Origin of the sequence: Nonomuraea sp. LPB2021202275-12-8 (assembly GCF_037044575.1) — a bacterium.
Classification (GTDB): Bacteria; Actinomycetota; Actinomycetes; order Streptosporangiales; family Streptosporangiaceae; genus Nonomuraea.
The window spans coordinates 14,652-40,753 of record NZ_JBAHWD010000010.1; the positions used below are offsets into that span (position 1 = coordinate 14,652).

General features: G+C 70.3%; 34 protein-coding genes and 1 tRNA gene. 13 read left to right on the forward strand and 22 right to left on the reverse strand.

All coding sequences use genetic code 11. The features are described 5' to 3' along the window. Positions 1-39: 39 nt before the first annotated feature. The 4 genes from V5E28_RS20075 to V5E28_RS20090 all read right to left on the reverse strand — a co-directional run bounded on the left by V5E28_RS20075 (position 40) and on the right by V5E28_RS20090 (position 3,064). Positions 40-112: transfer RNA gene (locus tag V5E28_RS20075), tRNA-Thr, on the reverse strand. 21 nt (positions 113-133) lie between these two features. After that, positions 134-1,093: a 23S rRNA (guanosine(2251)-2'-O)-methyltransferase RlmB gene (gene rlmB / locus V5E28_RS20080; RefSeq protein ID WP_336208485.1), complete on the reverse strand. Its 960-nt coding sequence runs from the start codon at positions 1,091-1,093 to the stop codon at positions 134-136. Between the two features lie 149 nt (positions 1,094-1,242). Beyond that, complete coding sequence (gene cysS, locus V5E28_RS20085; RefSeq protein ID WP_336208486.1) at positions 1,243-2,634, reverse strand: cysteine--tRNA ligase; 1,392 nt, start codon at positions 2,632-2,634, stop codon at positions 1,243-1,245. 43 nt (positions 2,635-2,677) lie between these two features. Further along, positions 2,678-3,064: a PPOX class F420-dependent oxidoreductase gene (locus V5E28_RS20090; protein ID WP_336208487.1), complete on the reverse strand. Its 387-nt coding sequence runs from the start codon at positions 3,062-3,064 to the stop codon at positions 2,678-2,680. A gap of 53 nt (positions 3,065-3,117) precedes the next feature. Here V5E28_RS20090 and V5E28_RS20095 point away from each other — a divergent pair, with 53 nt between their 5' ends. Then, positions 3,118-4,467 (forward strand): DUF2637 domain-containing protein, encoded by a 1,350-nt coding sequence (locus tag V5E28_RS20095; RefSeq protein WP_336208488.1) that lies wholly within the window; start codon positions 3,118-3,120, stop codon positions 4,465-4,467. A gap of 235 nt (positions 4,468-4,702) precedes the next feature. On the opposite strand, the gene V5E28_RS20100 is transcribed toward V5E28_RS20095, so the two are convergent. From V5E28_RS20100 to V5E28_RS20115, 4 genes are all read right to left on the reverse strand, one after another. Further along, complete coding sequence (locus V5E28_RS20100) at positions 4,703-4,972, reverse strand: GlsB/YeaQ/YmgE family stress response membrane protein (protein WP_336208489.1); 270 nt, start codon at positions 4,970-4,972, stop codon at positions 4,703-4,705. Positions 4,973-5,067: 95 nt separating this feature from the next. Continuing rightward, on the reverse strand, positions 5,068-5,355 hold the full coding sequence (locus V5E28_RS20105) for a GlsB/YeaQ/YmgE family stress response membrane protein (RefSeq protein WP_336208490.1): 288 nt from the start codon (positions 5,353-5,355) through the stop codon (positions 5,068-5,070). 170 nt (positions 5,356-5,525) lie between these two features. Next, a complete protein-coding gene (gene ispF / locus V5E28_RS20110) occupies positions 5,526-6,002 on the reverse strand; it encodes a 2-C-methyl-D-erythritol 2,4-cyclodiphosphate synthase (protein WP_336208491.1) in 477 nt (158 codons plus the stop codon). 17 nt (positions 6,003-6,019) lie between these two features. Continuing rightward, entirely contained in the window at positions 6,020-6,502 is a 483-nt protein-coding gene (locus V5E28_RS20115; protein ID WP_043624891.1) for a CarD family transcriptional regulator, read from the reverse strand. 255 nt (positions 6,503-6,757) lie between these two features. Between V5E28_RS20115 and V5E28_RS20120 the strand changes: the two genes are divergently transcribed. After that, positions 6,758-7,336 carry a copper chaperone PCu(A)C gene (locus tag V5E28_RS20120; RefSeq protein WP_336208492.1) on the forward strand — a complete coding sequence of 193 codons (579 nt, stop codon included), beginning with the start codon at positions 6,758-6,760 and terminating at the stop codon, positions 7,334-7,336. Between the two features lie 67 nt (positions 7,337-7,403). Here the strand turns inward: V5E28_RS20120 and V5E28_RS20125 are convergent, their stop codons facing one another. Together V5E28_RS20125 and V5E28_RS20130 are read right to left on the reverse strand one after the other, a co-directional pair. Continuing rightward, entirely contained in the window at positions 7,404-8,096 is a 693-nt protein-coding gene (locus V5E28_RS20125) for a response regulator transcription factor (RefSeq protein ID WP_336208493.1), read from the reverse strand. A gap of 67 nt (positions 8,097-8,163) precedes the next feature. Beyond that, positions 8,164-9,333, reverse strand: coding sequence for a sensor histidine kinase (locus V5E28_RS20130; RefSeq protein WP_442945848.1), 1,170 nt, complete (start codon positions 9,331-9,333; stop codon positions 8,164-8,166). 132 nt (positions 9,334-9,465) lie between these two features. Between V5E28_RS20130 and phoU the strand changes: the two genes are divergently transcribed. Continuing rightward, positions 9,466-10,110: a phosphate signaling complex protein PhoU gene (phoU, locus tag V5E28_RS20135; protein WP_336208495.1), complete on the forward strand. Its 645-nt coding sequence runs from the start codon at positions 9,466-9,468 to the stop codon at positions 10,108-10,110. A gap of 40 nt (positions 10,111-10,150) precedes the next feature. On the opposite strand, the gene V5E28_RS20140 is transcribed toward phoU, so the two are convergent. The 4 genes from V5E28_RS20140 to mshA are packed head-to-tail and all read right to left on the reverse strand — an operon-like array spanning position 10,151 to position 13,442. Then, on the reverse strand, positions 10,151-10,894 hold the full coding sequence (locus V5E28_RS20140; protein WP_336208496.1) for a phosphoglyceromutase: 744 nt from the start codon (positions 10,892-10,894) through the stop codon (positions 10,151-10,153). A 10-nt stretch (positions 10,895-10,904) separates the two neighbouring features. Beyond that, positions 10,905-11,660 carry an SAM-dependent methyltransferase gene (locus V5E28_RS20145; RefSeq protein ID WP_336208497.1) on the reverse strand — a complete coding sequence of 252 codons (756 nt, stop codon included), beginning with the start codon at positions 11,658-11,660 and terminating at the stop codon, positions 10,905-10,907. Positions 11,661-11,671: 11 nt separating this feature from the next. Next, a complete protein-coding gene (locus V5E28_RS20150) occupies positions 11,672-12,154 on the reverse strand; it encodes a YbjN domain-containing protein (RefSeq protein WP_336208498.1) in 483 nt (160 codons plus the stop codon). A gap of 10 nt (positions 12,155-12,164) precedes the next feature. Beyond that, positions 12,165-13,442, reverse strand: coding sequence for a D-inositol-3-phosphate glycosyltransferase (mshA, locus tag V5E28_RS20155; RefSeq protein WP_336208499.1), 1,278 nt, complete (start codon positions 13,440-13,442; stop codon positions 12,165-12,167). A 104-nt stretch (positions 13,443-13,546) separates the two neighbouring features. Between mshA and V5E28_RS20160 the strand changes: the two genes are divergently transcribed. Together V5E28_RS20160 and V5E28_RS20165 are read left to right on the forward strand one after the other, a co-directional pair. Then, positions 13,547-14,290, forward strand: a complete 744-nt coding sequence (locus V5E28_RS20160) for an SDR family NAD(P)-dependent oxidoreductase (RefSeq protein WP_336208500.1) — start codon at positions 13,547-13,549, stop codon at positions 14,288-14,290. Then, positions 14,283-15,077 carry a class I SAM-dependent methyltransferase gene (locus tag V5E28_RS20165; protein WP_336208501.1) on the forward strand — a complete coding sequence of 265 codons (795 nt, stop codon included), beginning with the start codon at positions 14,283-14,285 and terminating at the stop codon, positions 15,075-15,077. The genes V5E28_RS20160 and V5E28_RS20165 overlap by 8 nt, the downstream gene beginning before the upstream one ends. 1 nt (position 15,078) lies before the next feature. Here V5E28_RS20165 and V5E28_RS20170 read toward each other — a convergent pair whose 3' ends face one another. Next, positions 15,079-15,582 (reverse strand): O-acetyl-ADP-ribose deacetylase, encoded by a 504-nt coding sequence (locus tag V5E28_RS20170; RefSeq protein WP_336208502.1) that lies wholly within the window; start codon positions 15,580-15,582, stop codon positions 15,079-15,081. Positions 15,583-15,636: 54 nt separating this feature from the next. On the opposite strand from V5E28_RS20170, the gene V5E28_RS20175 reads away from it, so the two are divergent. The 5 genes from V5E28_RS20175 to V5E28_RS20195 all read left to right on the forward strand — a co-directional run bounded on the left by V5E28_RS20175 (position 15,637) and on the right by V5E28_RS20195 (position 18,401). After that, the gene (locus V5E28_RS20175) at positions 15,637-15,993 is read left to right on the forward strand and encodes a BlaI/MecI/CopY family transcriptional regulator (protein WP_336208503.1); all 357 of its coding nucleotides are present in this window, start codon (positions 15,637-15,639) and stop codon (positions 15,991-15,993) included. Then, the gene (locus V5E28_RS20180; RefSeq protein WP_336208504.1) at positions 15,990-16,895 is read left to right on the forward strand and encodes a M56 family metallopeptidase; all 906 of its coding nucleotides are present in this window, start codon (positions 15,990-15,992) and stop codon (positions 16,893-16,895) included. The genes V5E28_RS20175 and V5E28_RS20180 overlap by 4 nt, the downstream gene beginning before the upstream one ends. Positions 16,896-16,954: 59 nt before the next feature. Further along, positions 16,955-17,449 (forward strand): helix-turn-helix domain-containing protein, encoded by a 495-nt coding sequence (locus V5E28_RS20185; protein WP_336208505.1) that lies wholly within the window; start codon positions 16,955-16,957, stop codon positions 17,447-17,449. 3 nt (positions 17,450-17,452) lie between these two features. Beyond that, positions 17,453-17,914 carry a hypothetical protein gene (locus V5E28_RS20190; protein WP_336208506.1) on the forward strand — a complete coding sequence of 154 codons (462 nt, stop codon included), beginning with the start codon at positions 17,453-17,455 and terminating at the stop codon, positions 17,912-17,914. Between the two features lie 118 nt (positions 17,915-18,032). Then, a complete protein-coding gene (locus V5E28_RS20195; RefSeq protein ID WP_336208507.1) occupies positions 18,033-18,401 on the forward strand; it encodes a DUF2516 family protein in 369 nt (122 codons plus the stop codon). On the opposite strand, the gene V5E28_RS20200 is transcribed toward V5E28_RS20195, so the two are convergent. Then, complete coding sequence (locus V5E28_RS20200; RefSeq protein WP_336208508.1) at positions 18,386-19,033, reverse strand: SGNH/GDSL hydrolase family protein; 648 nt, start codon at positions 19,031-19,033, stop codon at positions 18,386-18,388. The two genes, V5E28_RS20195 and V5E28_RS20200, sit on opposite strands and share 16 nt — an antisense overlap. A gap of 78 nt (positions 19,034-19,111) precedes the next feature. Here V5E28_RS20200 and V5E28_RS20205 point away from each other — a divergent pair, with 78 nt between their 5' ends. Continuing rightward, on the forward strand, positions 19,112-19,846 hold the full coding sequence (locus V5E28_RS20205) for an alanyl-tRNA editing protein (protein ID WP_336208510.1): 735 nt from the start codon (positions 19,112-19,114) through the stop codon (positions 19,844-19,846). A 9-nt stretch (positions 19,847-19,855) separates the two neighbouring features. On the opposite strand, the gene V5E28_RS20210 is transcribed toward V5E28_RS20205, so the two are convergent. After that, a complete protein-coding gene (locus tag V5E28_RS20210) occupies positions 19,856-20,527 on the reverse strand; it encodes an ankyrin repeat domain-containing protein (protein WP_336208511.1) in 672 nt (223 codons plus the stop codon). 98 nt (positions 20,528-20,625) lie between these two features. Here V5E28_RS20210 and V5E28_RS20215 point away from each other — a divergent pair, with 98 nt between their 5' ends. Next, a complete protein-coding gene (locus tag V5E28_RS20215) occupies positions 20,626-22,233 on the forward strand; it encodes a DUF2207 domain-containing protein (protein ID WP_336208512.1) in 1,608 nt (535 codons plus the stop codon). Positions 22,234-22,239: 6 nt separating this feature from the next. Here V5E28_RS20215 and V5E28_RS20220 read toward each other — a convergent pair whose 3' ends face one another. Continuing rightward, positions 22,240-23,154: an asparaginase gene (locus V5E28_RS20220; protein ID WP_336208513.1), complete on the reverse strand. Its 915-nt coding sequence runs from the start codon at positions 23,152-23,154 to the stop codon at positions 22,240-22,242. A gap of 59 nt (positions 23,155-23,213) precedes the next feature. Between V5E28_RS20220 and dtd the strand changes: the two genes are divergently transcribed. Continuing rightward, complete coding sequence (gene dtd / locus V5E28_RS20225; RefSeq protein WP_336208514.1) at positions 23,214-23,639, forward strand: D-aminoacyl-tRNA deacylase; 426 nt, start codon at positions 23,214-23,216, stop codon at positions 23,637-23,639. On the opposite strand, the gene ygfZ is transcribed toward dtd, so the two are convergent. From ygfZ to V5E28_RS20245, 4 genes are all read right to left on the reverse strand, one after another. Further along, positions 23,636-24,574 carry a CAF17-like 4Fe-4S cluster assembly/insertion protein YgfZ gene (gene ygfZ / locus V5E28_RS20230; RefSeq protein WP_336208515.1) on the reverse strand — a complete coding sequence of 313 codons (939 nt, stop codon included), beginning with the start codon at positions 24,572-24,574 and terminating at the stop codon, positions 23,636-23,638. The two genes, dtd and ygfZ, sit on opposite strands and share 4 nt — an antisense overlap. Before the next feature lie 9 nt (positions 24,575-24,583). Further along, complete coding sequence (locus V5E28_RS20235; protein ID WP_336208516.1) at positions 24,584-24,997, reverse strand: Fur family transcriptional regulator; 414 nt, start codon at positions 24,995-24,997, stop codon at positions 24,584-24,586. Between the two features lie 284 nt (positions 24,998-25,281). Beyond that, positions 25,282-25,578, reverse strand: coding sequence for a DUF2470 domain-containing protein (locus V5E28_RS20240; RefSeq protein WP_336208517.1), 297 nt, complete (start codon positions 25,576-25,578; stop codon positions 25,282-25,284). Positions 25,579-25,584: 6 nt separating this feature from the next. Continuing rightward, positions 25,585-26,082 carry an FABP family protein gene (locus V5E28_RS20245; protein WP_336208518.1) on the reverse strand — a complete coding sequence of 166 codons (498 nt, stop codon included), beginning with the start codon at positions 26,080-26,082 and terminating at the stop codon, positions 25,585-25,587. Positions 26,083-26,102 lie beyond the last annotated feature (20 nt).

The following is a 26,102-nucleotide window of genomic DNA, read 5'->3' on the forward strand; positions in this document are numbered from 1 at the left end:
CTGAACCGGAAACACCAGTTCAGGGGCCTCTTCACGCAGAGCCGACGAGGGGAATCGAACCCCTGACCTTCTGTTTACAAGACAGATGCTCTGCCGATTGAGCTACGTCGGCACGGCCCACCAGTGTAGACGCTCACCCGCGTCTATGACGAGCGACCTCGTACAACGTCACCCCAGCCGCCACTCCCGCGTTCAGCGATTCGGCCGCTGCCCGCATCGGAATCCTGGCCACCACGTCACAGTGCTCCCGCACGAGCCGCGAGAGGCCCTTCCCTTCGGACCCCACCACGACGACGAGGGGCTCGCCCAGCAGCTCGACATCTCCGATGTCGACGCGGCCCTCACCGTCGAGCCCAATGACGAACAGCCCGGCCTCGCGGTATTCACGCAGTGCGGCCGTCAGGTTGGCGGCCCGGGCCACCCGGAGGTTGGCCAGTGTCCCCGCGGAGGTCTTCCAGGCCCCGCCGGTGACCCCCGCGGATCGCCGCGACGGAACCAGCAGCCCGTGGGCTCCGAAGGCGGTCGCGGATCGGGCGATGGCTCCGAGGTTGCGCGGGTCCGTGACACCGTCCAGGGCCACGATGAGGGGCACCTCGGCCGCCTCGTGGGCCAGGTCGACGAGCTCCGATGGATGCGCGTAGTCGTAGGCCGGGATCTGCAGGGCCACGCCCTGATGGACGGCGCCCTCGGTCAGCCGGTCAAGCTTGTCGCGGGTGACTTCGAGCAGCGCGATGCCGCGCTCCGTGGCCACCTTGATGGCGTCGCGTACGCGGTCGTCGTTCTCGAGGCGCTGGGCGACGTAGAGGGCGTTGGCCGGCACTCCGGCGAGCAGGGCCTCCAGGACGGGGTTGCGCCCGCCGATGTATTCGGGGGCGTCCTCCGACCGCTTGGCCCGGGTGGCGGGGCGACGGGCGCCTCCGCGATCCTCCCGGGCGATGCGCTCCGTGCGGGCCTTGTCCTTGTACCAGTGACGCATTTCGGCAGGCGGAGTCGCGCCCTTGCCCTCAAGCCCGCGGCGCACCTGCCCTCCGGTGCCCTTGGACGGGCCCTTCTTCTTCGAAGGCCTACCCGACGCCCTACCCCCAGCTGCCATGCGTCAAGGGTACTCGGGCCACCACCCAGCTCATGCCTCTCTTGCGTTCATGGACCAGACAACCCCGACAATCTTCTACGCGCCGCCCACCGAAGCCGCGGCTGTGGCAGGCGGAACAGGGGTGACCGCCAAGGGGCGCGCAGGACGGGCTAGTGGCTGAGCTCCCAGCGAGGTCCGTGAGGTGTGTCCTCGACCGTGATGCCCGCCGCCGCGAGCTGGTCCCTGATGGCGTCCGCCGCCGCGTAGTCCTTACGCGCGCGGGCGGCCTTGCGCTGCTCCAGCGCCACCTCCACCAGCGCGTCGACGGCCGGCTTCAGGTCCGAGCCCGCCGAGCGCCACTGCGGGGAACGCGGGTCGAGGCCGAGCACGTCGAGCATGTTCTGCGTCTCGGCCAGCAGGCGGGCCACCGCCTCCTTGTCCCCCTTGGCGAGGGCGACGTTGCCCTCGCGCACCACCTCGTGCACGACGGCGAGCGCCTGAGGGGTGCCGAGGTCGTCGTCGAGCGCGTCGGCGAACGCCTGCGGGAGCGGGGCGTCGGCGTCGACGTCGTGGATGACCTCCGCCGCCCTGGTCACGAAGCCCTCGATGCGCTGGTAGGCCGCCGCCGCCTCCTGCAGCGCCTCCTCCGAGTATTCGATGGAGGAGCGGTAGTGAGGCGCCGCGAGATAGTAGCGGAGCTCGACCGGGCGCACCTTGCGGACCATGTCCGGGATCAGCAGCGAGTTGCCGAGCGACTTGCTCATCTTCTCGGCACCGATCTTGAGCATGCCGTTGTGCATCCAGTAATGGGCGAAGCCGTCGCCTGCCGCCTGAGACTGGGCGATCTCGTTCTCGTGGTGCGGGAAGATCAGGTCGATGCCGCCGCCGTGGATGTCGAACGTCGGTCCCAGATACTTGGTGGCCATGGCCGAGCACTCCAGGTGCCAGCCGGGACGGCCGGGGCCCCACGGAGTGGGCCAGGTGGGCTCGCCGGGCTTCTCGCCCTTCCACAGGGCGAAGTCGCGGGAGTCGCCCTTGCAGGACTCGTCGTCGGTGTCGGCGGCGGGCCGCATGTTGGCCAGCTTCTGGTTGGACAGCTTGCCGTATTCGTCCTCGTACGAGAGCACGTTGAAGTAGACGTCGCCGCCGGCGGCGTAGGCGTGGCCGCGCTCGATGAGGCGCTCCATCAGCACGATCATCTCCGGCACGTGGCCGGTCGCGCGCGGCTCGACGGTGGGCGGCAGGCAGCCGAGCGTGTCGTACGCCCACGTGAAGGCGCGCTGGTTGCGCTCGGCCACGACGAACCAGGGCACGCCTTCGGTGGCCGAGACGCGGATGATCTTGTCGTCGATATCGGTGACGTTGCGGCAGAAAGTCACGTCGTATCCGGAGCGCATCATCCAGCGCCGGAGGACGTCGAAGTTCACGCCAGAGCGAATATGTCCGATATGCGGGGGAGCCTGCACGGTCGCACCACACAGGTAAATCGAGGCCCGGCCGGCTTCGACCGGAACGAATTCGCGGATGGCGCGCGTGCTCGTGTCGTAAAGGTGCAGGCTCACAAAGGCAAGGCTAACGCCTCAGCCGGCATCACATGCCGAATAGTCACCCGCGCAACGTCACTTTGTCCGGCTCGATACGTACGATCAACCGCTCGGTGCCCGGCTTGTCCTCCCAGGGCTTGCCCGTGTACTTGTGAGACAGCTCCTGGATGAGGTCGCCGGCCGGGTCTTCCCGCATGGTCACCCGCCCGCGCACCTCCACGTAGCGGTAGGGGTCGTCGGGGTCGATCACCAGCAGGCTGGCGCGGGGGTCACGGTCGAAGTTGCGCGGCTTGCGGCGCCCCGCCACGGTCGAGAACAGCACGTCGTCGCCGTCCGTGCGCACCCACACGACCGTCGACTGCGGCCCGCCGTCCGGGTTGAGGCTGGTCACGACGGCGAGGTTCGGCGCGTCCAGCAGCTTGCGAGCAGCGTCAGGCAGCTCTGCCATGTGTCTCCCTTGATCGGTCCTGGCCCCCATTGTTCTGTAGTCTCGAAAACGCCATGGACGTGACTCCCCCCTCTGCGCTCCGCCACCTGGGCATCGCCCTGGCCGGGCTCGCCGTCGCCGCCCTCACCGGGGCCGCTTGCGTGCTTTCCTTCGACGATCTCCGAGCCCTCGCCGTGCGCGGCGAGGCAAGGCCGGACCTCGCCTACCTCTATCCGGCGGGGTTCGACGCCCTCCTGGCGGTCGCGCTGATCAGCGTGCTGCTGCTGCGCTCGGCCCGGACGCTGGTGCGGGTCCAGGCCGCGGTCGTGCTGGTCCTGCTGATCGTCGCGGCCGCCGCCGTCAACGTGTCCAGCGCGCTGCGATACGAATTCCCGATCTCGCCGTCCGCCGTGGGCGTGGCCGTCGCGCCGTGGGCCATGCTGGCCGTCGCGCTGTGGCTGTGGTTGCTGCTGATCAAGCACGTGCGGGCGCTCAGGTCCTCAACATCCGGCGACGACGGTACGGACGAGGACGACCTCGTGCCGTTCCGCCGAGGCGGACCCGCCCAGACGACACCGGGGCACGACGGTCCCGCCGAGATCCCGCCGCCACTTGAGCGGCCCTCCGAGACCGTGCCACAGCCCAGGAGGCCGGTCCTGCTGGAGTCGACCCCGGTCGTCGGCCCCACCCCGGCGCCGGAGACCCCGCCCATCTCGGAACAGGTCACCCGCTGGCAGGCCCCTCCGCCCCCTGAGCGGGACCCGGAGCCCGAACCCCGGCCGGCCCCCACACCGGCTCCCGAGCCGGCACCAGCCCCTGAACCCGTACGAGCCCCCGAACCCGAACCCGAACCCGCACCGGCACCGGCACCGGCACCGGCACCGGCACCGGCACCGGCACCGGCACCGGCACGAGCCTATGAGCCCGCGCCGGAGCCCCCGTACCAGCGCACGCCCGAGCCTCGACCCGAGCCGGAGCCCGAACCGCAGCCTGAGCCTCGACCCGAGCCGGAGCCCGAGCCGCGACGCCCCGTCCGCTGGGGTGACCGCGTGAAGCCGGCCGATGTGCTCGTACATCCCCGCCAGACCCCGGTCACGGACAAGGACGCCGACACGCAGCCGGTCAGCGTCGTCGAGGACGCGCCGCCTGCCCGCCCGGCAGCTGCGGGCCGAACCCCCGGTGACACCCCGGGCACCGGTCACACCACGGATCCCCGCCTCGGCGGGGAGGCCGCGGACGATCACGAACGTCGTGACGCCGACGAGCCGGGGAGGAGCGGCGCGGCGGAGTTACGCGACGAGGCCATGGAGGACACGGCCCCGCACCCCGTCATCACGGAGGACACCGACCCCGCCCGGCCCCCAGCGCGGGACGACGCCCCTTCGGGCCGTCTGCGCAGCACTCCACTCCCGCCCGAGGAGTAACCGGCACACAGGCGAAGCCCCCGCCTCAGGTGACTGACGCTCAAGCTGAGCTCCACGTGACCGGCGTTCAAGCTGAGCTCCCAGGCCGGCGCGCGGAGCCGCCCGCACGAGGAGCGGCAACGCGAAGGCCCGCTCGGCTGAGCCGAGCGGGCCTGGTGCGTGTATCGCTGCCGTGCCGATGGGGACCCGACACGGTTTCCAGATCATGCTCTCCGTCGTCTGGGCGATGCCGCCACTAGACGCTGCTACCGCGGCGTAGCCCCGCGACGAGGCCGACACCGACGATGGCCAGGACGACCTGCATCACCAGTTCGATCCAGTCGATGCCGGAAGTCGTCTCGACGCCGAGCACCTGAGCGAGCAGCGTGCCCACCAGCGCGGCCACGATGCCGACGACGATGGTGAGGATCCACCCGATGGCCTGCCTACCGGGAAGCAGCAGACGACCGATTACACCGATCACGGCGCCGATCACGATGGCGCCAAGAATGGACTGAATTGTCATGACGCGAACCTCCCCGTGAGGGTGAGCCGTTCATCCTCACGGGAGGTGGATACCCGGTCCTCGGCGATTATTCGCCGAAGTTTTGTTTACGCAGGTCAGGTCATGGTTCGTCCGCTTCCACCAGTTCTCCCCGGGGTCATTCGCGCCACGATCAGCACACCGACCACCGCCAGCACTAGCTGGAGGATGTGTTCGATCCAGTCGATCCCTTTGGTGTCGGCCCAGCCGAGCATCTGGGCGATCAGGGTGCCGAGCAGGGCCGCCACGATGCCGACGATCAGCGTCAGCCCGATGGACATGTTCTGCTTGCCGGGCACCAGCAGCCGGGCCAGCGCGCCGACGATGGCTCCGATGACTACTGCGGAAACAATCGCGCCGATCATGTGGTAGCTCCCCCCGAGACGTTCACATGTCTTTATGGGACCTACCCGACAAAAGCGCTGGTTATCCCTGGTAGACGGCGATCCGTACCGCGCCAGTAACGGACCGCCGCCGCCCATGGAGTGAGCGGACCGTACGCCGGGACCGCTGGGACGCTCACCGCATCCCCGTACTAGACGCCCGGCGCCCCGGAACGGTTGACCACGAGCGCTGTCGCCATGGCGGCGACGCCCTCGCCGCGCCCGGTGAGGCCGAGCCCGTCCGTGGTGGTCGCGCTGAGGCTCACAGGGGCCCCCACAGCCGCGCTGAGCGCCTTCTCGGCCTCCAGGCGTCGGGGGGCCAGTTTGGGGCGGTTACCGATCACCTGGACCGCGACGTTGCCGATCTCGAAACCCGCCGCGCGCACCTTGCGCGCGGTCTCCTCCAGCAGGGTGAGTCCGGACGCGCCCGCCCAGCGGGGGTCCGAGGTGCCGAACAGGCCGCCGATATCGCCCAGACCCGCGGCCGAGAGCAGGGCGTCGCAGGCCGCGTGCGCGGCGGCGTCACCGTCGGAGTGTCCGGCCAGGCCGGTCTCACCGGGCCAGTGCAGGCCGGCGAGGCGAAGCTCCCGGCCAGAAGAGAACGGGTGGACGTCGATACCGACGCCCACCCGTGGAAGTTTCGTATTCAGGAGTTGAGAACCTCGTCGAGCAGGGCTTCCGCCTTGTCCTCATTGGTCTTCTCGGCGAGAGCGAGCTCACTGACCAGGATCTGGCGAGCCTTCGCGAGCATGCGCTTCTCGCCTGCGGACAGACCGCGCTCGCGGTCCCTCCGCCACAGGTCGCGAACGACTTCAGCGACCTTGTTCACATCGCCGGAGGCGAGCTTCTCCAGATTGGCCTTGTAACGGCGAGACCAGTTGGTTGGCTCTTCCGTGTGCGGCATACGAAGGACATCGAAAACCCGCTCAAGGCCTTCCTGACCAACAACGTCGCGCACACCGACGAGTTCTGCGTTTTCGGCTGGCACCTGGACGGTAAGGTCGCCCTTGTCGACCTTGAGCACCAGGTAGGTCTTTTCCTCACCCTTGATGGATCGCTTCGTGATTGCTTCGATCCGAGCAGCCCCATGGTGGGGGTAGACGACAGTGTCGCCGACCTGGAAAGTCATGTGACAAGTACCCCTTCCGCTGTACTCCAGGGTACCACGCATCCACAGGCTTCCGGAACAGTGAAATCATCATAACTGCAGGTCAAAGCCGCATATTGGGGGTTGACAAGCCGTCAACTCTATGAATCGCATATCTGGACATAGCTAATGACCTGCAGGGGCGCGGATATGACCTTGGAAACGGGTCGATATGGTAGGCGCTGCCCATCCCGCATGCGCGAGACCCATGCGCGAGACCCAAGGAGAACCCGCCCCGTGACCAGCCGTCGCTGGATTGTCGCCGCCGCCGCGTTCCTGGCAGCCCCTGTAGTCGCCGGCTGTTCTGCTGGATTCGACGCCAACACCACCAAGCCGTACGCACCGGTCGAGGCCGCGGCGCTCATAGATCAGGGCTCCTACGGCAAGCAGAGCATCCACATCCCCCAGGCGTTCGTCCTCGGCCCCGACTCCGGCGGGCAGATCCCCTGGCGCGGCTCCGCCCCCGTCTATCTGAACATCCTCAACTCCGGCTCCACTCCCGACACGCTGACGGCGATCAGCGCCGGCAACGTGGCCTCGGTCAAGCTCGCCGCCCCCATCCAGCTCCCCAGCGACCAGCTCGTCAACACCGGCAAGCCCGCCCCACAGATCATCCTGGAGGGCATCTCCACGGGCCTCAGAGGCGGCGAGAGCATCCGCCTGGACCTGCAGTTCGCCAAGGCCGGCACCGTGTCCCTGAACGTCCCGGTGGTGACGCGCAGCCGCGAGTTCGCCGACTACCCGGCGGTCCCCGGCGCCATCCCCGCTCCCACCCCGTCGGCCACGCCGACGCAGGCCGCGGAAGAGGCCCACTGACCCCTGCCCGCGGGCACGCGAAAACCCTTGTTCAGATACGGGTCCCCGTACCTGAACAAGGGTTTTCTCACTCCTCGCCGGCGTCGAACTTGTAGCCGAGGCCGCGCACGGTCAGGATGCAGCGCGGGTTGGACGGGTCGGCCTCGATCTTGGCACGCAGCCGCTTGACGTGCACGTCCAGGGTCTTGGTGTCTCCGACGTAGTCGGCGCCCCACACGCGGTCGATGAGCTGCCCGCGGGTCAGGACCCGCCCGGCGTTGCGCAGCAGCACCTCCAGCAGCTCGAACTCCTTCAGCGGGAGCTGCACCTGCTCGCCGCGGACCGCCACGACGTGCCTGTCGACGTCCATCCGGACCGGGCCGACGGCGAGCACGGCGGAGTCCAGCTCCTCCACGACGTCACCCTGGCGGCGCAGCACCGCGCGGATGCGGGCCACCAGCTCCCGCGAGGAGAACGGCTTGGTCACGTAGTCGTCGGCGCCCAGCTCCAGGCCTACGACCTTGTCGATCTCGCTGTCCTTGGCGGTCAGCATGATCACCGGGACCTTGGAGCGCTGCCGCAGCGAGCGGCACACCTCGGTGCCGGACAGTCCGGGCAGCATGAGGTCGAGCAGCACCAGGTCGGCGCCGTTGCGGTCGAAGGCGTCGAGCGCGTCGGGGCCGGTCGCCGCGATCGAGACCTCGAACCCCTCCTTGCGAAGCATGTACGACAGGGCGTCGGAGAAGGACTCCTCGTCCTCCACGACCAGGACGCGCGTCATGCTCCGGCCTCCGCCGGACTCGTACGCCGAAGGGGGCTGTGTGTCAGGGTTTCTTCGCTCCGCTCGTTCACGGGGCGACCTCCAGGGGAATCGAGGGTGGTGCGGCTACGGCCGTCCCGCCGAAGGCGGGCAGGCGCAGGGTGAAAGTCGAGCCGGAGCCTTCCTTGCTCCATACGGACACCTCGCCCGCGTGCGCGGCGGCGACGTGCTTGACGATGGCGAGGCCGAGCCCGGTGCCGCCGGTGGCGCGCGAGCGGGCGGCGTCGACGCGGAAGAACCGCTCGAAGATGCGTTCCTGCGACTCCTCGGGGATGCCGATCCCCTGGTCGCTGACGCTGATCTCGACGCTGTCGCCCGCGGGCCTCGAGCTGACCACGACCCGGGTGCGCTCGGGGCTGTAGGCGATCGCGTTGTCGATGAGGTTGCGCAGCGCGGTGACGAGCAGCTCGTCGTCGCCCCAGATGCGCAGCCCCTCGGTGCCGCCGGTGACGAGCGTGATGTCCTTGGCGCCGGCCCTGGTGTTGCAGTAGTCGATGGCGACGTGGACGGCCTCGTCGATGGAGACCTGCTCGGGGACGGGTATCTCCTCGGCGCCCTGGATCCTGCTCAGGGTGATGAGGTCCTGCACCAGGTAGGTGAGCCGGGCCGCCTCGTGCTGCATGCGCCCGGCGAAGCGGGTGACGGCCTCGGGGTCGTCGGCCGCGTCCTGCACGGTCTCGGCCAGCAGGCTGAGCGCGCCGACCGGGGTCTTGAGCTCGTGGCTGACGTTCGCCACGAAGTCGCGGCGCACGGCCTCGACCCTGCGCCGCTCGGTCTGGTCCTCGGCCAGGACGAGCACCTGCCCGTGGGAGCCGAGCGGGGCCACGCGGACCGCGAAGTTGGTGTTCTCGTGCCCGAACTTGTGGGCGGCGACGTCGATCTCCGTCTCACGGATCTCGCCGTCGCGCCGTACCTGCCTCGCCAGCGCGAGCAGCTCCGCGGCCATCAGCCTGTCGCCTTTGACCAGTCCGAAAGCGCGCGCGGCCGAGCTCGCGCGAAGGACCCGGTCGTGCGCGTCCAGCACCACCGCGGACGAAGGCAGTACGGCAAGCACGGACGCTATGCCCTGCGGCAGCGCGCCGGCCTCGGTCTCGGCGGTCTCGCCGGAGCGGTTGGGCGCCTCGATCTGGTTACGGTAGAACAGCACCGCCAGGGCCCCCACCACGAAGCCGGCCAGGGCCGCGAAGCTCATGGCCATCTCACTCATGCTCTCGATGGTAGGCGGCGCTCGGCCGGTGACAGCCCTCTCACCTGGGGATGAATCCGCCTTTCCCGGAAAGTTCATCTCGGCGTCGGAGTTCGTTCATCGACCGGGCCATACGGTGACGGCATGCGCGACGCATACCATGAAGAACTCGATTCCCTCACTGACAAGCTGGTCGAGATGACCCGGCTGGTCCGCTCGGCCATCTCCCGGGCCACGACCGCACTGCTTGACTCCGATCTGCAGCTCGCCGAAAGCGTCATCTCCCGTGACGAGGAGGTGAATTCGCTCTTCGAAGAGATCGAGGCGTCCATCTTCGACCTGATGGCCAGGCAGCAACCGGTCGCGGTGGACCTGCGCAGGGTCGTCACGTCGCTGCGCATGGGCACCGACCTGGAGCGCATGGGCGACCTCGCGGTGCATGTCGCCAAGGTGGCCCGACTGCGCCACCCCGAGTCGGCCATCCCGGCGGAGATCCGCTCCACGATCCTGGAGATGGGTCAGATCGCCGAGAACCTGGTCACCAAGGCGGGCAGCTGCGTCGCGTCCCGGGACGTCGAGTCGGCCCTGGAGCTGGAGCAGGACGACGACGCCATGGACAAGCTGCACCGGCGGCTCTTCAAGATCATTCTTGCCAAGGACTGGGCGCACGGCGTCGAGCCGGCCATCGACATCACGCTGATCGGGCGCTACTACGAGCGGTACGCCGACCACGCGGTGCGCGTGGCCACGTCGGTCGTCTATCTGGTGACCGGCTCACGCCCCAGCTGACGGCTCCGCCCCGAGGCTTCGGCCTCGGGGCGCGAACCTTCTACCGGCCCTGGTTGGCGACGGCCTCGATGGCCGCCTTGGCCGCGTCGGGGTCGAGGTATTCGCCGCCCGCCCGCAGCGGCCGGAAGTCGGCGTCGAGCTCATAGCGCAGCGGGATCCCGGTGGGGATGTTGAGGCCCGCGATCTCTTCGTCGCCGACGCCGTCGAGGTGCTTGACCAGGGCGCGCAGCGAGTTGCCGTGAGCGGCCACGAGGACCGTGCGGTCCGCCGCGAGGTCGGGGACGATCTCGTCGTACCAGTAGGGCAGCATGCGGTCGACGACGTCCTTGAGGCACTCCGTGCGGGGCATCAGCTCGGAGGGCAGCAGGGCGTAGCGGCGCTCGCCCGCCTGGGAGTATTCGTCGTCGTCCGCGATCGGCGGCGGCGGGACGTCGTAGGAGCGCCGCCAGAGCATGAACTGCTCCTCGCCGAACTCCTCGCGGGTCTGCGCCTTGTTCTTGCCCTGGAGCGCGCCGTAGTGGCGCTCGTTGAGCCGCCAGCTGCGCTTGACCGGCAGCCAGAGCAGGTCGGCTTCGCCGAGCGCGAGCTGGGCCGTCTGGATGGCCCTGGTCATGAGGCTGGTGTGCACGACGTCGGGATAGACGCCGGCCTCGATCAGCAGCTTGCCGCCCCGGCGGGCCTCGTCCTCGCCCTTGGCCGACAGGCTGACGTCCACCCAGCCGGTGAACAGGCCTTTCGCGTTCCAGTCACTCTCGCCGTGCCGCAGCAGCACCAAAGTCGCCATGCGGCCAATCCTATGGTTTGCGGGCGACCCCGCAGAGAATGTACGGCGCCGCTCCGGGCGGGCGGACGGCTTTGGGGGTGTCCGGCCGCCACTCGGCCAGGTTGACGATGCCGGGCGGGACCAGGTCGAGGCCGTCGAAGAAGGTGCTGATCCGCGACGGGCGGCCGGTGGAGAGGTAGATCTCCGCCGCGGCGGGCTGGATGTCGCCGCACATGTGCGAAAGGACGAGGTGGCTGCCGGGGGCGAGAGGCGCCATGAGGTCGGAGATGACCGGCCGGGGGTCGCCGGAGGCGACGTGCACGATGGTCAGGAGCAGGACCGCGACGGGCCGGTCGAGGTCGAGGTGCTCCTGGACCCCGGGATGGCCGAGGATCTCCTTGGGGGCGCGCAGGTCGCCGTGCAGGACGTGGACACCGGGGGTGCCGGGCAGCAGGGCGCGGGCGTGCGAGACGGTCTCCGGGTCGTTGTCCACGTAGACCGTGCGGCTGCCGGGGGCCACCTCGTGGACGCTCCCCCTGGTCGGCAGGCCGGAGCCGATGTCGAGGAACTGGCCGATGCCGTGACCGGCCAGGAAGCGGACGGCGCGACCGAGGAAGGCGCGGTTCTCGCGGGCGCCGGTGCGGATGCCGGGCAGGATCTCCAGGGCGCGGTCGGCCGCCTCGCGGTCGACCGGGAAGTTGTCCGTGCCGCCGAGGAGGTAGTCGTACATCCGCGCGACGTTGGGCCTCGCGTGTTCCTGAGGCGCTAAGTTGCCTGGCTCGGTCACAGCCAACGATCTTAGCGACGCTCCGGGTCGGCGAACCGGGCGAACGCCTGCAGGTTCGCCAGCGACTCGCCCCGCTTGGCGCGCCACTCCCACTCGCGCCTGATGGAGGAGGCGAAGCCCAGCTCCAGGGCCCTGTCGAACCAGTCGTCCGCGTACGTCAGCACGCAGCCGAGCAGCCGGTCGACCTCGTCCTCGGTGACCGCGGTGAGCGGCGTCCTGCCGACGAGATAGACGTCGCCGACGGGATCGACCGAGAAGTGGACTCCGTACATGGCGCCGTTCTTGCCGAGCAGCCACTTGTAGAACTCGGCGTGGTTCTCGTCGGGCTGGCGGCAGAAGAAGGCCTCGACGTGCAGCACCCGGTCGCCGACGATCAGCCAGACCATGGTGGCGAGCTTGTGCTGTCCGGGCAGCTTGACCAGGAACGCTCCCGGCCGCGGCTCGTCATAGGTGACGTCCGCGGCCTTGAGCGCGGTTTCGACGACGTCGCGCATGCCTCACACCCTACGAGTTGACCGCTACGGGCTGCCTGTGCAGGTTCGCGATCGCTTCCGCGTAGACCTCCATCAGCCGGGAGGAGGTGGCCTGCCAGCCGAAGGCGGCGGCGTGCTCGCGGGCGCCGGCCGACAGGGTGGCGCGCCAGCGCGGCTCGGTGACGAAGCGGCGCAGCGCCTGGGCCCAGTCGTGCGGGTCGTGTCCGTCCACGAGCAGTCCGGACACCCCGTCGCGGACCGCGGTGCGCAGCCCGCCCACGGCGGCGGCCGCGACCGGGGTGCCGCAGGCCTGTGACTCTAAGGCCACCAGGCCGAACGATTCGCTGTGGGAGGGCACCACGGTCACGTCGGCCGCCCGATACCAATCGGCGAGCTCGTGCTGCGGAGCGGGCGGCACGAGCCGGACCACGTCGGCGATGCCGAGTTCGGCGGCCAGTTCGGTGAGGATGGAGGGCCTGGCGAGGCCGTTGCCCGAGGGGCCGCCCACGCAGGCGACCACGAGGCGGCCGCGGAGCGAGGGGTCCTCGATGAGCATCCGGGAGGCCGCGCGGAGCAGCACGTCGGGCGCCTTCAGCGGCTGGATCCTGCCGACGAACAGCAGCACGTGCGCGTCCTGGGGCAGGCCCAGGCGGCGCCTGGCCGCTCCCTGTGAGGCGGGCTGGAAGACGGTGAGATTGACGCCGGGGTTCACCACGGCGACGCGCTGTTCGGACGCGCCGTACAGGTCGATGAGTTCGCTCGCCTCGTCCGCGGTGTTGGCCACGAGCCGGTCGGCGATCTCCACGACCTGCTCCTCGCCGACCACGCGGGCCTGCGGCTCGGGCCTGTCGTCGCGGGCCAGCAGCCGGTTCTTCACCTTGGCCATGGTGTGCATGGTGTGCACCAGCGGCACGCCCCAGCGCTCCTTGGCCAGCCAGCCGACCTGGCCGGACAGCCAGTAGTGCGAGTGGATGACGTCGTAGCGGCCCGGCTCGTACATGGCCTCGGTGCGCAGCACCTCCGACAGGAACGCGCAGAGCTGGCCGGGCAGGGAGGCCCTGTCCATCTCCTCGTACGGTCCGGCGGTCAGGTGGCGGACCGTGACTCCGGGCTCGAGTTCGGCGACCGGTGGCAGGTCGCGGGCGGTGGCCCGGGTGAAGATCTCCACCTCCACACCGAGCTGGGCCAGCCGTCTGGCCGACTCCACGATGTACACGTTCATCCCGCCGGCGTCGCCCGTTCCGGGCTGGTCCAGGGGTGACGTGTGCATGCTGATGGTCGCGACCCGGTTGACCCGTCGACGCCTCACCCGACAACACCTCCGAACAAAGTTAACTAACTAGATCTTTGTGCCATTCCCGGCAGAGGGGCGCGGCGGGGTGCCGTCAGCACCGGCCTGGCAGGATATGGCCCATGAAGAGAACTGCTGTGGTCACGGGCGCGAGCAGCGGGATCGGCGAGGCGACGGCGAGGCGGCTGGCCGCCGAGGGTTACGACGTGGTGGCGGGAGCCAGGCGGCGCGAGCGGCTCGACAAGCTGGCCGCCGAGGTGCCGGGGATCAGGCCCGTCACGCTCGACGTGACCTCCCAGGAGTCCGTCGAGGCGCTGGCGGCTTCCCTGAGCCGGTGCGACGTGCTGGTCAACAACGCCGGCGGCGCGTTCGGCCTGGAATCGGTGGCCGAGGGCCGGCTGGACGACTGGCAGCGGATGTACGACACGAACGTGCTCGGCTCCCTGCGCATGACCCAGGCGCTGCTGCCCAGACTCGTCGAGTCCGGCGACGGCGTGCTGGTGATGCTGACCTCGACGGCCGGCCTGACCTCCTACGAGGGAGGCGGCGGCTACTGCGCCGCCAAGCACGCGCAGACCTCGATGACCGAGACCCTCCGGCTGGAGCTGGTGGGGCAGCCGGTGCGCATCGTGGAGATCGCGCCGGGCATGGTGCGCAGCGAGGGCTTCGCCGTCACCCGGTTCCGCGGCGACGAGGCCGCCGCCGCGCGGGTCTACGAGGGCGTGCCCGACCCGCTGTCCTCCGACGACGTGGCCGACGCCATCGCCTGGTGCGTCACCAGGCCCGCGCATGTCAACGTCGACCGCCTGGTCCTGCGCCCCCGCGCCCAGGCCGCCCAGCACAAGGTGCACCGCGTCAGTGGCTAGGCCGGTCGGCGCGATCACCCGGGGGACGACCGGCCACAACCGGCTGCGCCGCGCCGACCGGTGGATCGCCGCCGCGCACGGCCCGCTGCTGCGAGCCGCCGACCGGCCGCTGGTGGTGGACCTGGGCTACGGCGCCTCGCACGCCACGACGCTGGAGCTCTTCACCCGGCTGCGCGCGATCGCGCCCGGCGTCGAGGTCGTCGGCATCGAGATCGACCCGGCCCGGGTCGCGCTGGCAAAGCCGTACGAGCGAGAGGGGCTGAGCTTCGCACTCGGCGGGTTCGAGCTGCCGGTCGCCCGCCCGCCGGCGCTCGTGCGCGCCTTCAACGTCCTGAGGCAGTACGGCGAGGCCGAGGCGTGGCACTACTGGGACGCGCTGCGGGCCAGGCTCGCGCCTGGCGGCGTGCTGGTGGAGGGCACCTGCTCCGAGACCGGGCACCGGGCGGTGTGGGTGGGGCTCGACGGCGACGGGCCGCGGACGCTGACCTTCTCGGCCCGCTTCGACGCCTTCGACCGGCCGTCCGACCTGGCCGACCGGCTGCCGAAGACGCTCATCCACCGCAACGTGCCCGGGGAGCGGATCCACGCGTTCCTGCGCGACTTCGACCACGCCTGGGCCGTCAGCGCGCCGTACGGGGCGCACGGGCTGCGCCAGCGCTGGCTCGCCGCGATCGGTGCGCTGAGCGCCTCCTGGCCGGTCACGCGCCGGCCGCCGCTCGGCGGCCGGCGCCGCTGGCGGCTGGGCGAGGTGACGCTCCCCTGGGCCGCCGTCGCGCCGGACTCCTGAGTCAGAGCGCGGCCTCGAACGCGGCGTAGGCGGGCGCGTCGAACAGCACGAAACGCACCTCGTCGACGGACGCGCCGACCGCGCGCACCGTCTGGATCGCGATGCGCGCGCCGTCGTCGACGGGCCAGCCGTAGATGCCGGTGGAGATCGCGGGAAAGGCCACGGTGGCCGCTCTCAGATGGCCGGCCACCCGCAGCGACTCCCGGTAGCAGGAGGCCAAGAGGTGCGACCTGTCCTCCGTGGTGGAGTGCACCGGCCCGACCGTGTGGATGACCCAGCGGGCCGGCAGCCTGCCCGCGGTGGTGGCGACCGCCTGGCCGGTGGGCAGGCCCTCGCCGTAGTGGGAGGCGCGCAGCCGCCTGCACTCCTGGAGGATCTCCGGGCCACCGCGGCGGTGGATGGCGCCGTCGACCCCGCCGCCGCCCATGAGAGAGGAGTTGGCGGCGTTGACGATCGCGTCGACCCGCTGCTCGGTTATATCGCCCTGGACCAGCGTGATGTTCATCTCATCAGAATCCCGGATGGCTGCTCGACACGTTGTAGTACTACGCTGAAGAGTGTGAAGGGTCTTGGCGAGCTTGAACGCAGCATCATGGACATCCTGTGGGCCGAGAGCGGCCCGCTGACCGCCCGCGAAGTCGGCAGGCTCATCGCCGACCGCGACCTTGCCCCGACCACGGTCATGACCGTGCTCGACCGTCTCACCCGCAAGGGCTTCCTCGACCGCACCCGTGACGGGCGCGCCTGGCGCTACGCTCCCGCCGAGACCCGCGACAGCTACATCGCTGAGCTTATGCTGGAGGCGCTGGGCATGACCGGCGACCGTTCGGCCGCCCTGACCCGTTTCGCCCAGACTGTTTCCGGGCCTGAGGCGGAGATCCTGCGCAGAGCCCTCACGGAGCTGGAGGAGGAGTGATCACGGCAGCGGTGCTGGCCGCGCTCGCCATGGCGTGCGCGATCGGCTCCTGGCGTCTCACTACCGCCCGGTGGACCTCGCGCGCGCCCCGGGTCGCCATCATCCTCTGGCAGTCGCTCGGCCTCGCCTGGGGCCTTGCCACCACCGGCGCCATGCTCGCCTTCGGCGTGCAGCCCTACGAGATAGGGGTGCTGCCCGGCCTGGTTGCCTTCGCCGTCGGCGAGGCGCCGCGTCAGGCGTGGGACCCGCTGCACGTCCTCGCGATGATCGCCGGCCTCACCGCGCTCGCCGTGCTCGTCGTCGTGCTGCTCGCCGCGGGGGTGCAGGCGCTGCGTGCCCGCAGGCGGCATCGCGTGCTGCTGACGCTGATCTCCCGCGACGACCCGGGCGTGCCGGGCGTGCGGGTGCTCGACCACCCGAGCGCCGCCGCCTATTGCGTGCCGGGACTGCGCTCCCAGGTGGTGGTCAGCGAGGGCGCGCTCAAGCTGCTGTCGCAGGACGAGATGACGGCGGTGCTCGCGCACGAGGCCGCGCATGTGCGCGAGCGCCACGACCTGGTGCTGCTGCCGTTCGCGGCGCTGCGCCGGGCCCTGCCCTGGTCCAAGGTGGTCTGCGAGGCGCAGGCGCAGGTGGAGCTGCTGGTGGAGATGGCGGCCGACGACCGGGCCCGCCGCTACTGCTCGCCGCGCCGGCTGGCCACCGCGCTGCTCAGGTTCGGCACCGCCGGTGCGATGCCGACGCCCAGCGGGATGCTGGGCGTGCACGCGCAGCACGTCATGGCCAGGGTCGACCGGCTGCTCAAGCCGGGCCCCGAGCTGCCCGTGAGCCTGCGTTACGGAGTGCTCGCCCTGTCCGTGTGCCTCGTCACATCCACGCCGTTCCTCTGGATGATCCAGCTCTAGCGCTTGCTGTAGTTAGCTTTGTGTTTGCAATTGCAAGCACGACAGGGCAGACTGAGGGCATGGCACTACCGAAGGTCGGCTCGATCGGCGAATACATCCGTGAGCAGCGTCAGCAGGCGAAGATCTCGCTTCGCCAGCTCTCGGCCGCGGCCGGGGTCTCCAACCCCTACCTCAGCCAGATCGAGCGCGGTCTGCGCAAGCCCAGCGCGGAGATCCTCAACCAGATCGCCAAGGGGCTGCGCATCTCCTCGCAGGCGCTCTATGTGCAGGCGGGGCTGATCGAGGACCGCGAGCCGCCCAGCGACGTGATCACCACGATCAGGGCCGACGCACATCTCACCGAGCGGCAACGCCAGGTGCTGATCGATATCTACGAGTCGTTCCGCAAGGAGAATCCCACCGGGGATGAGCAGACCTCCCAGAATGCCCAACCCCGGCGCGACTCCGAAACGGACGACGAGCAACCGCTGCCCCCGGAGCTTCTCGCCGCACTAGAGCCCTATGCGGCGAGCGCCGGCAACGGCACCGTCAACCCGGAAACCAAGGAAGGTTAACCCATGACGCTGGCCACCGAGGTCAAGAAGCTCACCGATACCAAGCCGTTCTACGCGGTCGCGGGTGTCGGCGACTACGCCGTGGAGAAGCTCCGCGAGCTTCCCGAGCAGCTGCAGAAGCTGCAGTCCCGGCGCACCGAGATCGCCAAGGACCTGCCGGAGAGGGCGCGCACGTACGCCGACAAGGCCGAGGGCTTCGCCAAGGAGCTCCCTGAGAAGGCGCGCACCTATGCCGACAAGGCCGAAGGCTTCGCCAAGGAGCTCCCTGAGAAGGCGCGCACCTACGCCGACGAGTTCACCCAGCGCGCCGTCGAAGCCTACGAGGACTTCGCCTCCAGGGGCCGCAAGGTCGTGAGCAAGACGACCGGCGAGGCCGCGCTGGAGCTGGAGGAGCTGTCGGAGGCCGCCGAGCCGCCCGTCGCCACCCCGGTCAGGAAGCCCCGCACCACCAAGGCCAAGGCCTGACGCACGCGACGGCCCGCCTCACCCGAGGCGGGCCTTTCGCCTGCGAGGGTCCCCGCCGGCGGGAGGCGCCCATTAGGCTGGGGCCCGACTCATCGCGGCATTGGGCGGAGCCAAACCTATGGAATACATCAATCTCGGGCTTAACTTTCTCTTCCTGCTGCTCTCCGTAATCATTCTCGGCATGTCCGGCTATGCGCTGGTGCACGCGCTCCGCGTGCCCACCAACGCGTTCGTGTCGGCGGGCAAATTGCAGAAGAACATCTGGCTGGTCATCCTCATCCTGGCGACGCTGTTCTCGGCCGCGGGCGCCTGGTCCTATCTGAACGCCTTCATGCTCTTCGGAGGCATGCAGTTCATCGGCATCGGCCTGGGCATCTTCTCGATCCTGGCCGTCATCGCCGCCACCGTCTACATCGTCGACGTCAAGCCTGCTGTCAAGGGCATGGGCGGCCGCGGCGGCAACAGCGGCCCCTACGGGCCCTGGTGACGTAGCCGGCTCAGCGCTCCGGCCAGCCATTTCCCCAGCAGGACGTGCCCGGCGTACGTCGGATGGACGCCGTCGGGCAGCACCGTCTCCGCCTCCGCTCCGGATTCCCAGCGTTCGCGCATCGGGTCGAGGAACGGCACCGCCTCGCGCCCGGCAACCTCGGCCAGGGCGTCGCGCACCCGGTAGGCCTTCGCCGGGGCGCGGTCCAGCCAGATGGGCCCCACCATGACGACCCTGGCCCGCGGCCACGTCGCCCTCGCCTCCTGAACGAGCTTGGCGGCCGCGCTCCGCACCTGCGGCGAGGACCAGCGGCAGTCGTTGTGCCCGCCGGAGATCACCAGCACGTCGGGCGCCGGGCGCCAGGCGAGCTCCGCCTCGAACGACTGCCGGAACGTACGGCCCACGCGCCCCTCGTTGAGGTATCCCGTGCCGCCCGCGCCCGCGACGACCGGCTGCCAGCCGAGCAGGCGGGCGGCCTCCGCCGCGTAGGTGCGCCAGCGCGGGACGGGACCGGACCCGACGGTGAAGCTGTCCCCGACGAACATCACCACCGGCGTGCCCTGCCGCGCCGGTGTGGTCTCGGGCGTCGCCGCTGCCGTACTGCAACCCGACGTAGTGCCGTAAATCGCCATCAAAGCAGCCGCCCGGGCGACTAATGGGCGATGCATAGGACCGCGCATTTACCACCTCGAAAGCTCTAGGCTGCCGGTATGACCACCGATCTCCACGGGCGCACGCAACGGCTTGAACTGTCCGACCAGAGCCTTCGCGACTTCGAAGCCGTCGTCCTCGAATCCACCCCTGAGGGGATCGTGGTGAACAGGTCGGCATTCTATCCAGGTGGCGGCGGCCAGCCGGCGGATCACGGAGTTCTCATCTGGCAAGGGGTGGAAACACGCATCGTCGGAGTGCGCAAAGGCGATGATCTCTACCTGATCCCGGCAGAAGGCGACCCGGTCCCGCCGGTGGGCACGGTGGTGCGGGCGGCCGTGGCCGACGAGCGCCGCTCGGCCCTCATGCGCACCCACTCCGGACTGCACGTGCTCTGCGGGGTCGTCTTCCGCGACTACGGCTGCCCGGTCACCGGGGGCAACATGGAGCCCCTGACCGCCCGGATGGACTTCAACCTGCCCGAGGTGCCGGCGGGCTTCAAGGAGGCGGTGGAGGCGGCCTGCAACGCCGAGATCCTCGCCGACCGGCGCATCGACGTGCGCGTCCTGCCGCGCGAGGAGGCGTTCGCCATCCCCGACATCATCCGCACCGCCACCAACCTGGTGCCGCCGGAGGTGCAGGACGTCCGGATCGTCGACATCACCGGCCTCGACACCCAGGCGGACGGCGGCACCCATGTCGGCTCCACCAAGCAGATCGGCCGCGTCAGGGTGACCAAGGTGGAGAGCAAGGGCCGCGGCTTCCGTCGCCTGCGCATCGCGATCTCCGACTGACCGCGCCTCTCAGAGGTCCTTGTACGAGCGCGCGCCCCGGCCCCGCAGCCAGGTGGCGACGGCGGCGAACCCGTGGCGCTCGGCCGCGTCCAGCGGCGTCAGGCGCTCCCAGGGCGGCAGCCAGTCCAGCGTGGCGCCCCGTTCCAGGAGCCGCTCGGCGACCTCGCGCCGCCCGCCGTGGCAGGCGTACCAGAAGGCCAGGTCGAGCTCGACCTGACCGGACACCGTGACCTGGTCCATGAGGCCGAGCGCGGCGGCGTGGCGAGGCTCGACGGCCGCGCCGCGCGCCACCAGCCGCCGCGCCGCGTTCCACTGGGCGAACGCCACGGCGTCCGCCAGCGCCGTCCCGCCCGCGATGACCGCTCCCGGCGCCTCGATGTCGGCGCCCGCGTCGAGCAGGGCGTCGAGGGCCTGGACGTCGTCAGTGCTCGCCGCCCAGTGCAGCGGCGTCTCGGCGTGCTCGCCGGCGAAGCGGGCGTCGACGTCGGCGCCCGCCCCGGCGAGCACGGCGATCGTCTCCGCGACGTTCGGGAAGTGCCCCGGCCAGGCGGTGGCCACGTGCAGCAGCGTACGGGCGCCGTCCACGCGGGCCGTGGCCAGCGACGGCTCCGACTCCAGCAGCCGCCGGAGTGCCGGCACGTCGCCCGCGCGGATCGCCTCGACCGCGCTTTTCTCCGCCATCGGTCCCTCCTCGGCCGGTTCCCCGCATCATCGCCGGTGGCATGGGCGTAGTCCATCGAACCGAGAGGTGTCGGGGGAAACCGCTACGATTTGCGGCCATGACGGGTTTCAGGCACATGCTGGCCGCACTGGGAGCCACTGCTCTGGCGCTGGCCGCCGCTCCCGCCATGGCCGAGGCAGGGATGACCGATGAGGTCACGATGACCCTCGGCAAGGGCGGCACCCTGCACGTGGTCGAGAAGATCAGCGGCTTCGAGGGCGAGCTCAAGCGGACGTTCCTGACCAGGACCCGTTACGACGACGCCAGCGACCGGCTCTACGAGATCTCCGGCGTCAAGGGCGGCAAGCTCGCCGACGACGTGCTCACCGTGACCGCGCCCGCCACCGTCGAGTACGACGTCAAGGGCGCGGTGACCGCGACGGCCGGCATCGAGGAGCTGCGCTGGTTCGCGGTCAACGGCTGGGACACCCCCGTCGCCAAGGCCACGGTGAAGGTCAGCGGCCCCGGCCAGGTGCAGAACCTGTCGTGCTTCGCCGGTGAGCTGACCTCGGCCATCGGCTGCACCTCGGCCTCCATGGACCACACCGCCACCCGGGCCGACTTCGAGCAGACCGGTCTGGCTGCCGGCCAGGCGCTCACCGTGGTCGTGGGCTTCCCTCAGGGGACCAGCGGCGGAAAGCCGATCATCGAGAAGCGCTTCTCCCTGGCCAACGCCTTCGCACTCAGCCCGGTCACCGGCGGCGCGCTGGCCGGCCTGCTGGTGCTGCTCCTCGGCGGCCTCGGGCTGCTGTATTGGACGCGCGGCCGGGACGCGCGGATCGCCGACCACGAGAAGGGCGCGGTCGACCCCGTGCAGAACGGGCACTTCTCACCACCGGACGGGGTCCGGCCCGGCCAGATCGGCACGCTGGTGGACGAGCAGGCCGACGTGGTCGACGTGACTGCCACCATCGTGGATCTCGCCGTCCGCGGCTACCTGCGCATCGACGAACAGCCGAGGCAGACCTACGACGCGCCGGACTGGATGCTCGTCAAGCTGCCGAACGCGCCCGCCGACACGCTGCTCCCCTACGAGCGGGCGCTCCACGACGCGATCTTCGACAGGCGCGACGCGGTGCTGCTGTCGCACCTGTCCGGCTCGTTCGCCGCCCATCTCGGCAAGGTCCGCGACGCGCTGTACGCCGACGTGGTCTCGCAGGGCTGGTTCGCCCGCCGCCCCGACGCGGAGCGGACCCGCTGGACCACGATCGGCGTCGTCCTCATCGGCGTGGGCGTGCTCGCCACCGTGGCGCTGGCCTGGTTCACCACCTACGGGCTGCTCGGGCTCGCGCTGATCATCGCGGGCGGCGCGCTGGCCGTGGGCGGCCAGTACATGCCCGCCAAGACCGCCAAGGGGTCGGCCGCGCTGGCGCACACGCTCGGCTTCCGCGAATACCTCTTCTCCGGCGACCTGGGTGAGGTGCCGGAGAAGCATCGGGTCGAGCTGTTCTCCCGCTATCTCCCGTACGCCGTGATCTTCGACGGGGTGGAGCACTGGTCGCGGGTCGTCGCCTCGGTCACCGGCAACGGCTCCCCCTCCGACAACCTCTACTGGTATCACGGGCCGGCCGAATGGGACCTGTCCAAGTTCGCCGGCTCGATGCGCACCTTCACCACGACGACCTCGGGCGCGATCTCGGCGACCCGCCAGTTCCGCACCCTGTAGCGGGCCTCAGGGCAGGCGGACGCGCAGCTCGCCGACCGGGCTGCCGCCGCCCAGCACGGGCTGGGCGGCCAGCGCGTCCAGCTCGGGCGAGGTCAGCCCGACCGAGCGCAGGGCCGCCACCGTGAGCGGGGTACGGCCCCGCCCGGAGCCGTCCTCGACCTTGACCGCTCCGGCGCGCCCGTCCTCGAACGCGAACGCCTGGAAGCCCTCCGCCCCCGCCTTGACCATCAGGCCGGGCAGGGCGCGCATGAGGGCCGCCTCGGGCCGGTGGGTGCCGGACGTCCACCCGGGGTGGGCGCGCATCGCGTCGAAGACGGCCCGCTCCCGGCTGTCCGCGCCGGCCAGCGCGAGCGCGCGGAACGCCCTGGCCACTCCCAGCATCGAGACGAAGAACAGCGGCGCCCCGCACCCGTCCACCCCGGAGGCCGCGACCCGCTCACCCGTCAGCTCCTCGACGGTGGCGCGGATCGCGCGTTGCAGCGGATGCGGCGGTCGCAGGTAGGTCTCCAGCGGCCAGCCGTTCAGCGCGCAGGTCGCCAGCATGGCGGCGTGCTTGCCGGAGCAGTTCATGAAGACGCGGCCACGCTCGGTGACCTGCCTGTCCTCGGGATAGTCCTCCGGGCACAGCAGGGCCGACTCCTCCAGCCCCGCTCCCGCGAGGATCTTCCTGACGCCGTCGACGTGAAAGGGCTCGCCTGAATGGGAGGCGCAGGCCAGGGCGAGCAGCTCACCGCTCAGGCCCAGCCCGCCGCGCAGCATGCCGAGCGCCTGCAGCGGCTTCATCGACGAGCGCGGCGAGGCCGGCACGTGCACCGCGCCGTGCGCCGCGACGGGGCTGCCGGCCGCGTCCAGGGTCAGCATGCGCGCCTGGTGCCTGGACTCCACGAAGCCGGACCGGACAACCTCTACCATCAACGACATTTCCCACCTCTTTCGCCCTGAGTCTACGGAGCCTTCCGTCTGGGCCAGAATGGGATCCCATGCGAGCAGTGGTGCAGCGGGTGACCTCCGCGTCGGTGACGGTGGACGGGCAGACGATCGGCGCGATCGACGAGCCGGGCCTGCTGGTGCTCGTCGGCGTCACCCATGGCGACACCCGCGCGCAGGCGGCCAGGCTCGCCGCCAAGCTGTGGGGGCTGCGCATCCTGCACGGCGAGAAGTCCTGCTCCGACATCGCGGCGCCGCTGCTGGTGATCAGCCAGTTCACCCTCTACGGCGACGCCCGCAAGGGCAGGCGGCCCACCTGGCAGGCCGCCGCCCCTGGGCCCGTCGCCGAGCCTCTCGTGGACGCGGTGGCCGAGGAGCTGCGGGGGCTCGGCGCGCACGTGGAGACCGGCAGTTTCGGCGCCGACATGCGGGTCAGCCTCGTCAACGACGGCCCGATCACCCTCGTCCTGGACGTCTAGCGGATGCGGCGGCGCAGGCTCGGGTCGATGGTGACGTTGCGGCCCGCGTCCGGCGGCACGATGACCTCCTGCGCGGCGGCGACGCCTCCGGCGAGCAGCGTCGCGTCCACCGGGACCGTGCGCTTGACCACGGCCAGGGCGATCGGCCCGAGCTCGTGGTGGCGGGCGGCGGACCCCACCGTGCCGATCTCCTGACTCTCGAAGATCACCGGCGCTCCGTGCGCGGGCAGCGAGTCGACGCTGCCGTCCAGGTGCAGGAAGACCAGGCGGCGCGGCGGGTGGCCGAGATTGTGCACCCTCGCGACGGTCTCCTGACCGCGGTAGCAGCCCTTGGTCAGGTGCACGGCCGAGCCGATCCAGCCCACCTCGTGCGGGATCGTCTTGTGGTCGGTGTCGAAGCCCAGCCGCGGCCGGTGCTCCTCGATCCGCAGCGCCTCGTAGGCCCAGAGCCCCGCCAGCGGCCTGCCCAGATGGTCGGCCAGCTCGGCACGCGGCACCAGGAAGTCCTCCGTCGCCGAGGAGAGCACCGCCAGGTCGTCGGCCAGGGACACCTCCACGCGGAGCATGAACCGCATCCGGTCGAGATAGTCGATCAGCGCGGCCGAGGTGCCCGGCTCCACGTGGGCGAGCACGGCCTCGCCGTCGTCCACCAGGGTCAGGTGGTGCTCCACGCGGCCCTGCAGGTCGAGCAGCAGCGTCTGGGTCCACGCGCCGGCGGCCAGGGTGTCGAGTTTCTGCGACGTCAGGTCGTTGAGCCATTTCAGCCGGTCCGCCCCCGCGATGCGGACCACCTCACGGTTGCTGCGGTCGACGACCGCCTCACCCTTGACGAGGGCGCGCTGCTCGGCGAACAGGTCGCCGTAGTGCGCCGCGACGTCGGCGTCGGGACCGTCGGCCGGGACGGCGCCGGGCAGATCGAGCAGAGGGCTACGCATGACTCCAGGCTATCGGCAGTTGCGACAGCGTCCGAAGACGGTCAGGTGCCGCACGTCGGCCTCGAACCCCAGCTCGTCGTCCAGCCCTCTGACCAGGCCCTCGGCCAGCTCCGGACGCACCTCGCCCACCTCGCCGCAGCCGCGGCACACCAGGTGCACGTGATCGGCCTCGGCCGCCAGATGGTAGGTGGGAGCGCCGTGGCCGAGATGGGTGTGGGTCACCATGCCGAGCTCTTCGAGCAGCTCCAGGGTGCGGTAGACGGTCGAGATGTTCACTCCGCGAGCGGTCTGGCGGACCTTGACGCAGATCTCCTCCGGAGTCCCGTGCTCAAGCTCCTTGACCGCCTCCAGCACGAGCTGCCGCTGTGGAGTCACCCGATAGCCCTTGGCGCGAAGCTCCTCATGCCACTGCGTCTCCGTCATGCCCCGAGTCTACGGCCGCCGGTTATTCGCTTGCCTCGCTCGCGCGGGACCACATAGCTTCATGGGTACGCGGAAAGGAGGTGGTCCAAACAATGGTGATTCATAGTTGGACTAGCGAGGTGGTTGTCCGCTAACGACGCGGACTTGTTGTCTCGGGTCGTTCGCGAGTACGAGGCAACCACCGGGGCCCCTGGCAGCCGGAGGGCGGGAGTCGATCCCGACCTTGGTCCATCCGGCCCGTCTGCTCGGCAGGCGGAGCGCCGCCTGGGGCCCTTCTTCATTTCTCAGTGCTCTCCCCGGGCGGGGATGCCGAGCTCCTGACAGGCGTCGCGATAGAGGCGGACCACCGCCATGCGCACCTGCGCGCGCTCGGTCAGCGTCTCCCCCCACGCCACCCTGACCCGCTCGCCGCCGTCGACGGTGAACTCGATGGCCTCGCCGTCGACTCCGCTCGTCACCGCCGCCGTCGCGTCAGGCCTGCCGCCGAGACCCCGCACGATGATCAGCGCGTCGCCGGCGTGGTCGTCGTTCATGTGGCGCTTGATCGCCTCAACCGCGTCAGCGGTGAACGGTGAGCTCATGCCTGCTCAACCAACCTTCTTCAGCTCTGCCGACATGTGCGACGTCAGCGGCTGCCCGACGGCGGCCATGTCGTACGCCCACATCAGATTTCCCTTGACCAGGCCGTACAGACGGCGTCCCGCCGTGTACTCCTTGGCCGTCGCGGTGCGCGCCACCACATCGGTCTGCAGCTCGATCTTGTGGAAGACGACCTCGCCGACGTAGATCTCCACGACCCCGGTCGGATGCGCCATCACCACCTCGAGCTGCCGGTCGGGCTGCGTCCGCCAGTAGCCCGACTCGGTCGCCAGCGGCTTGACCCGGTTACCGTCCTGGTCGAGCAGCCACGTACGGCTCACGTAGCTGAGAAACGGCTTGCCGTTGTGCCCGAACTCGATCTCCTGACCGAAGTTGAAGCTCTCGATCGTCGGGTAGCCCCCGACGCCCGCCCCCTCCCACCGGCCCAGCAGGAAGGCGATCGGCTCCAGGTCGGGGTGCAGCGGCTCCTCATGTTCTACTCCCATGGCCCCAACCCTATTGAGTC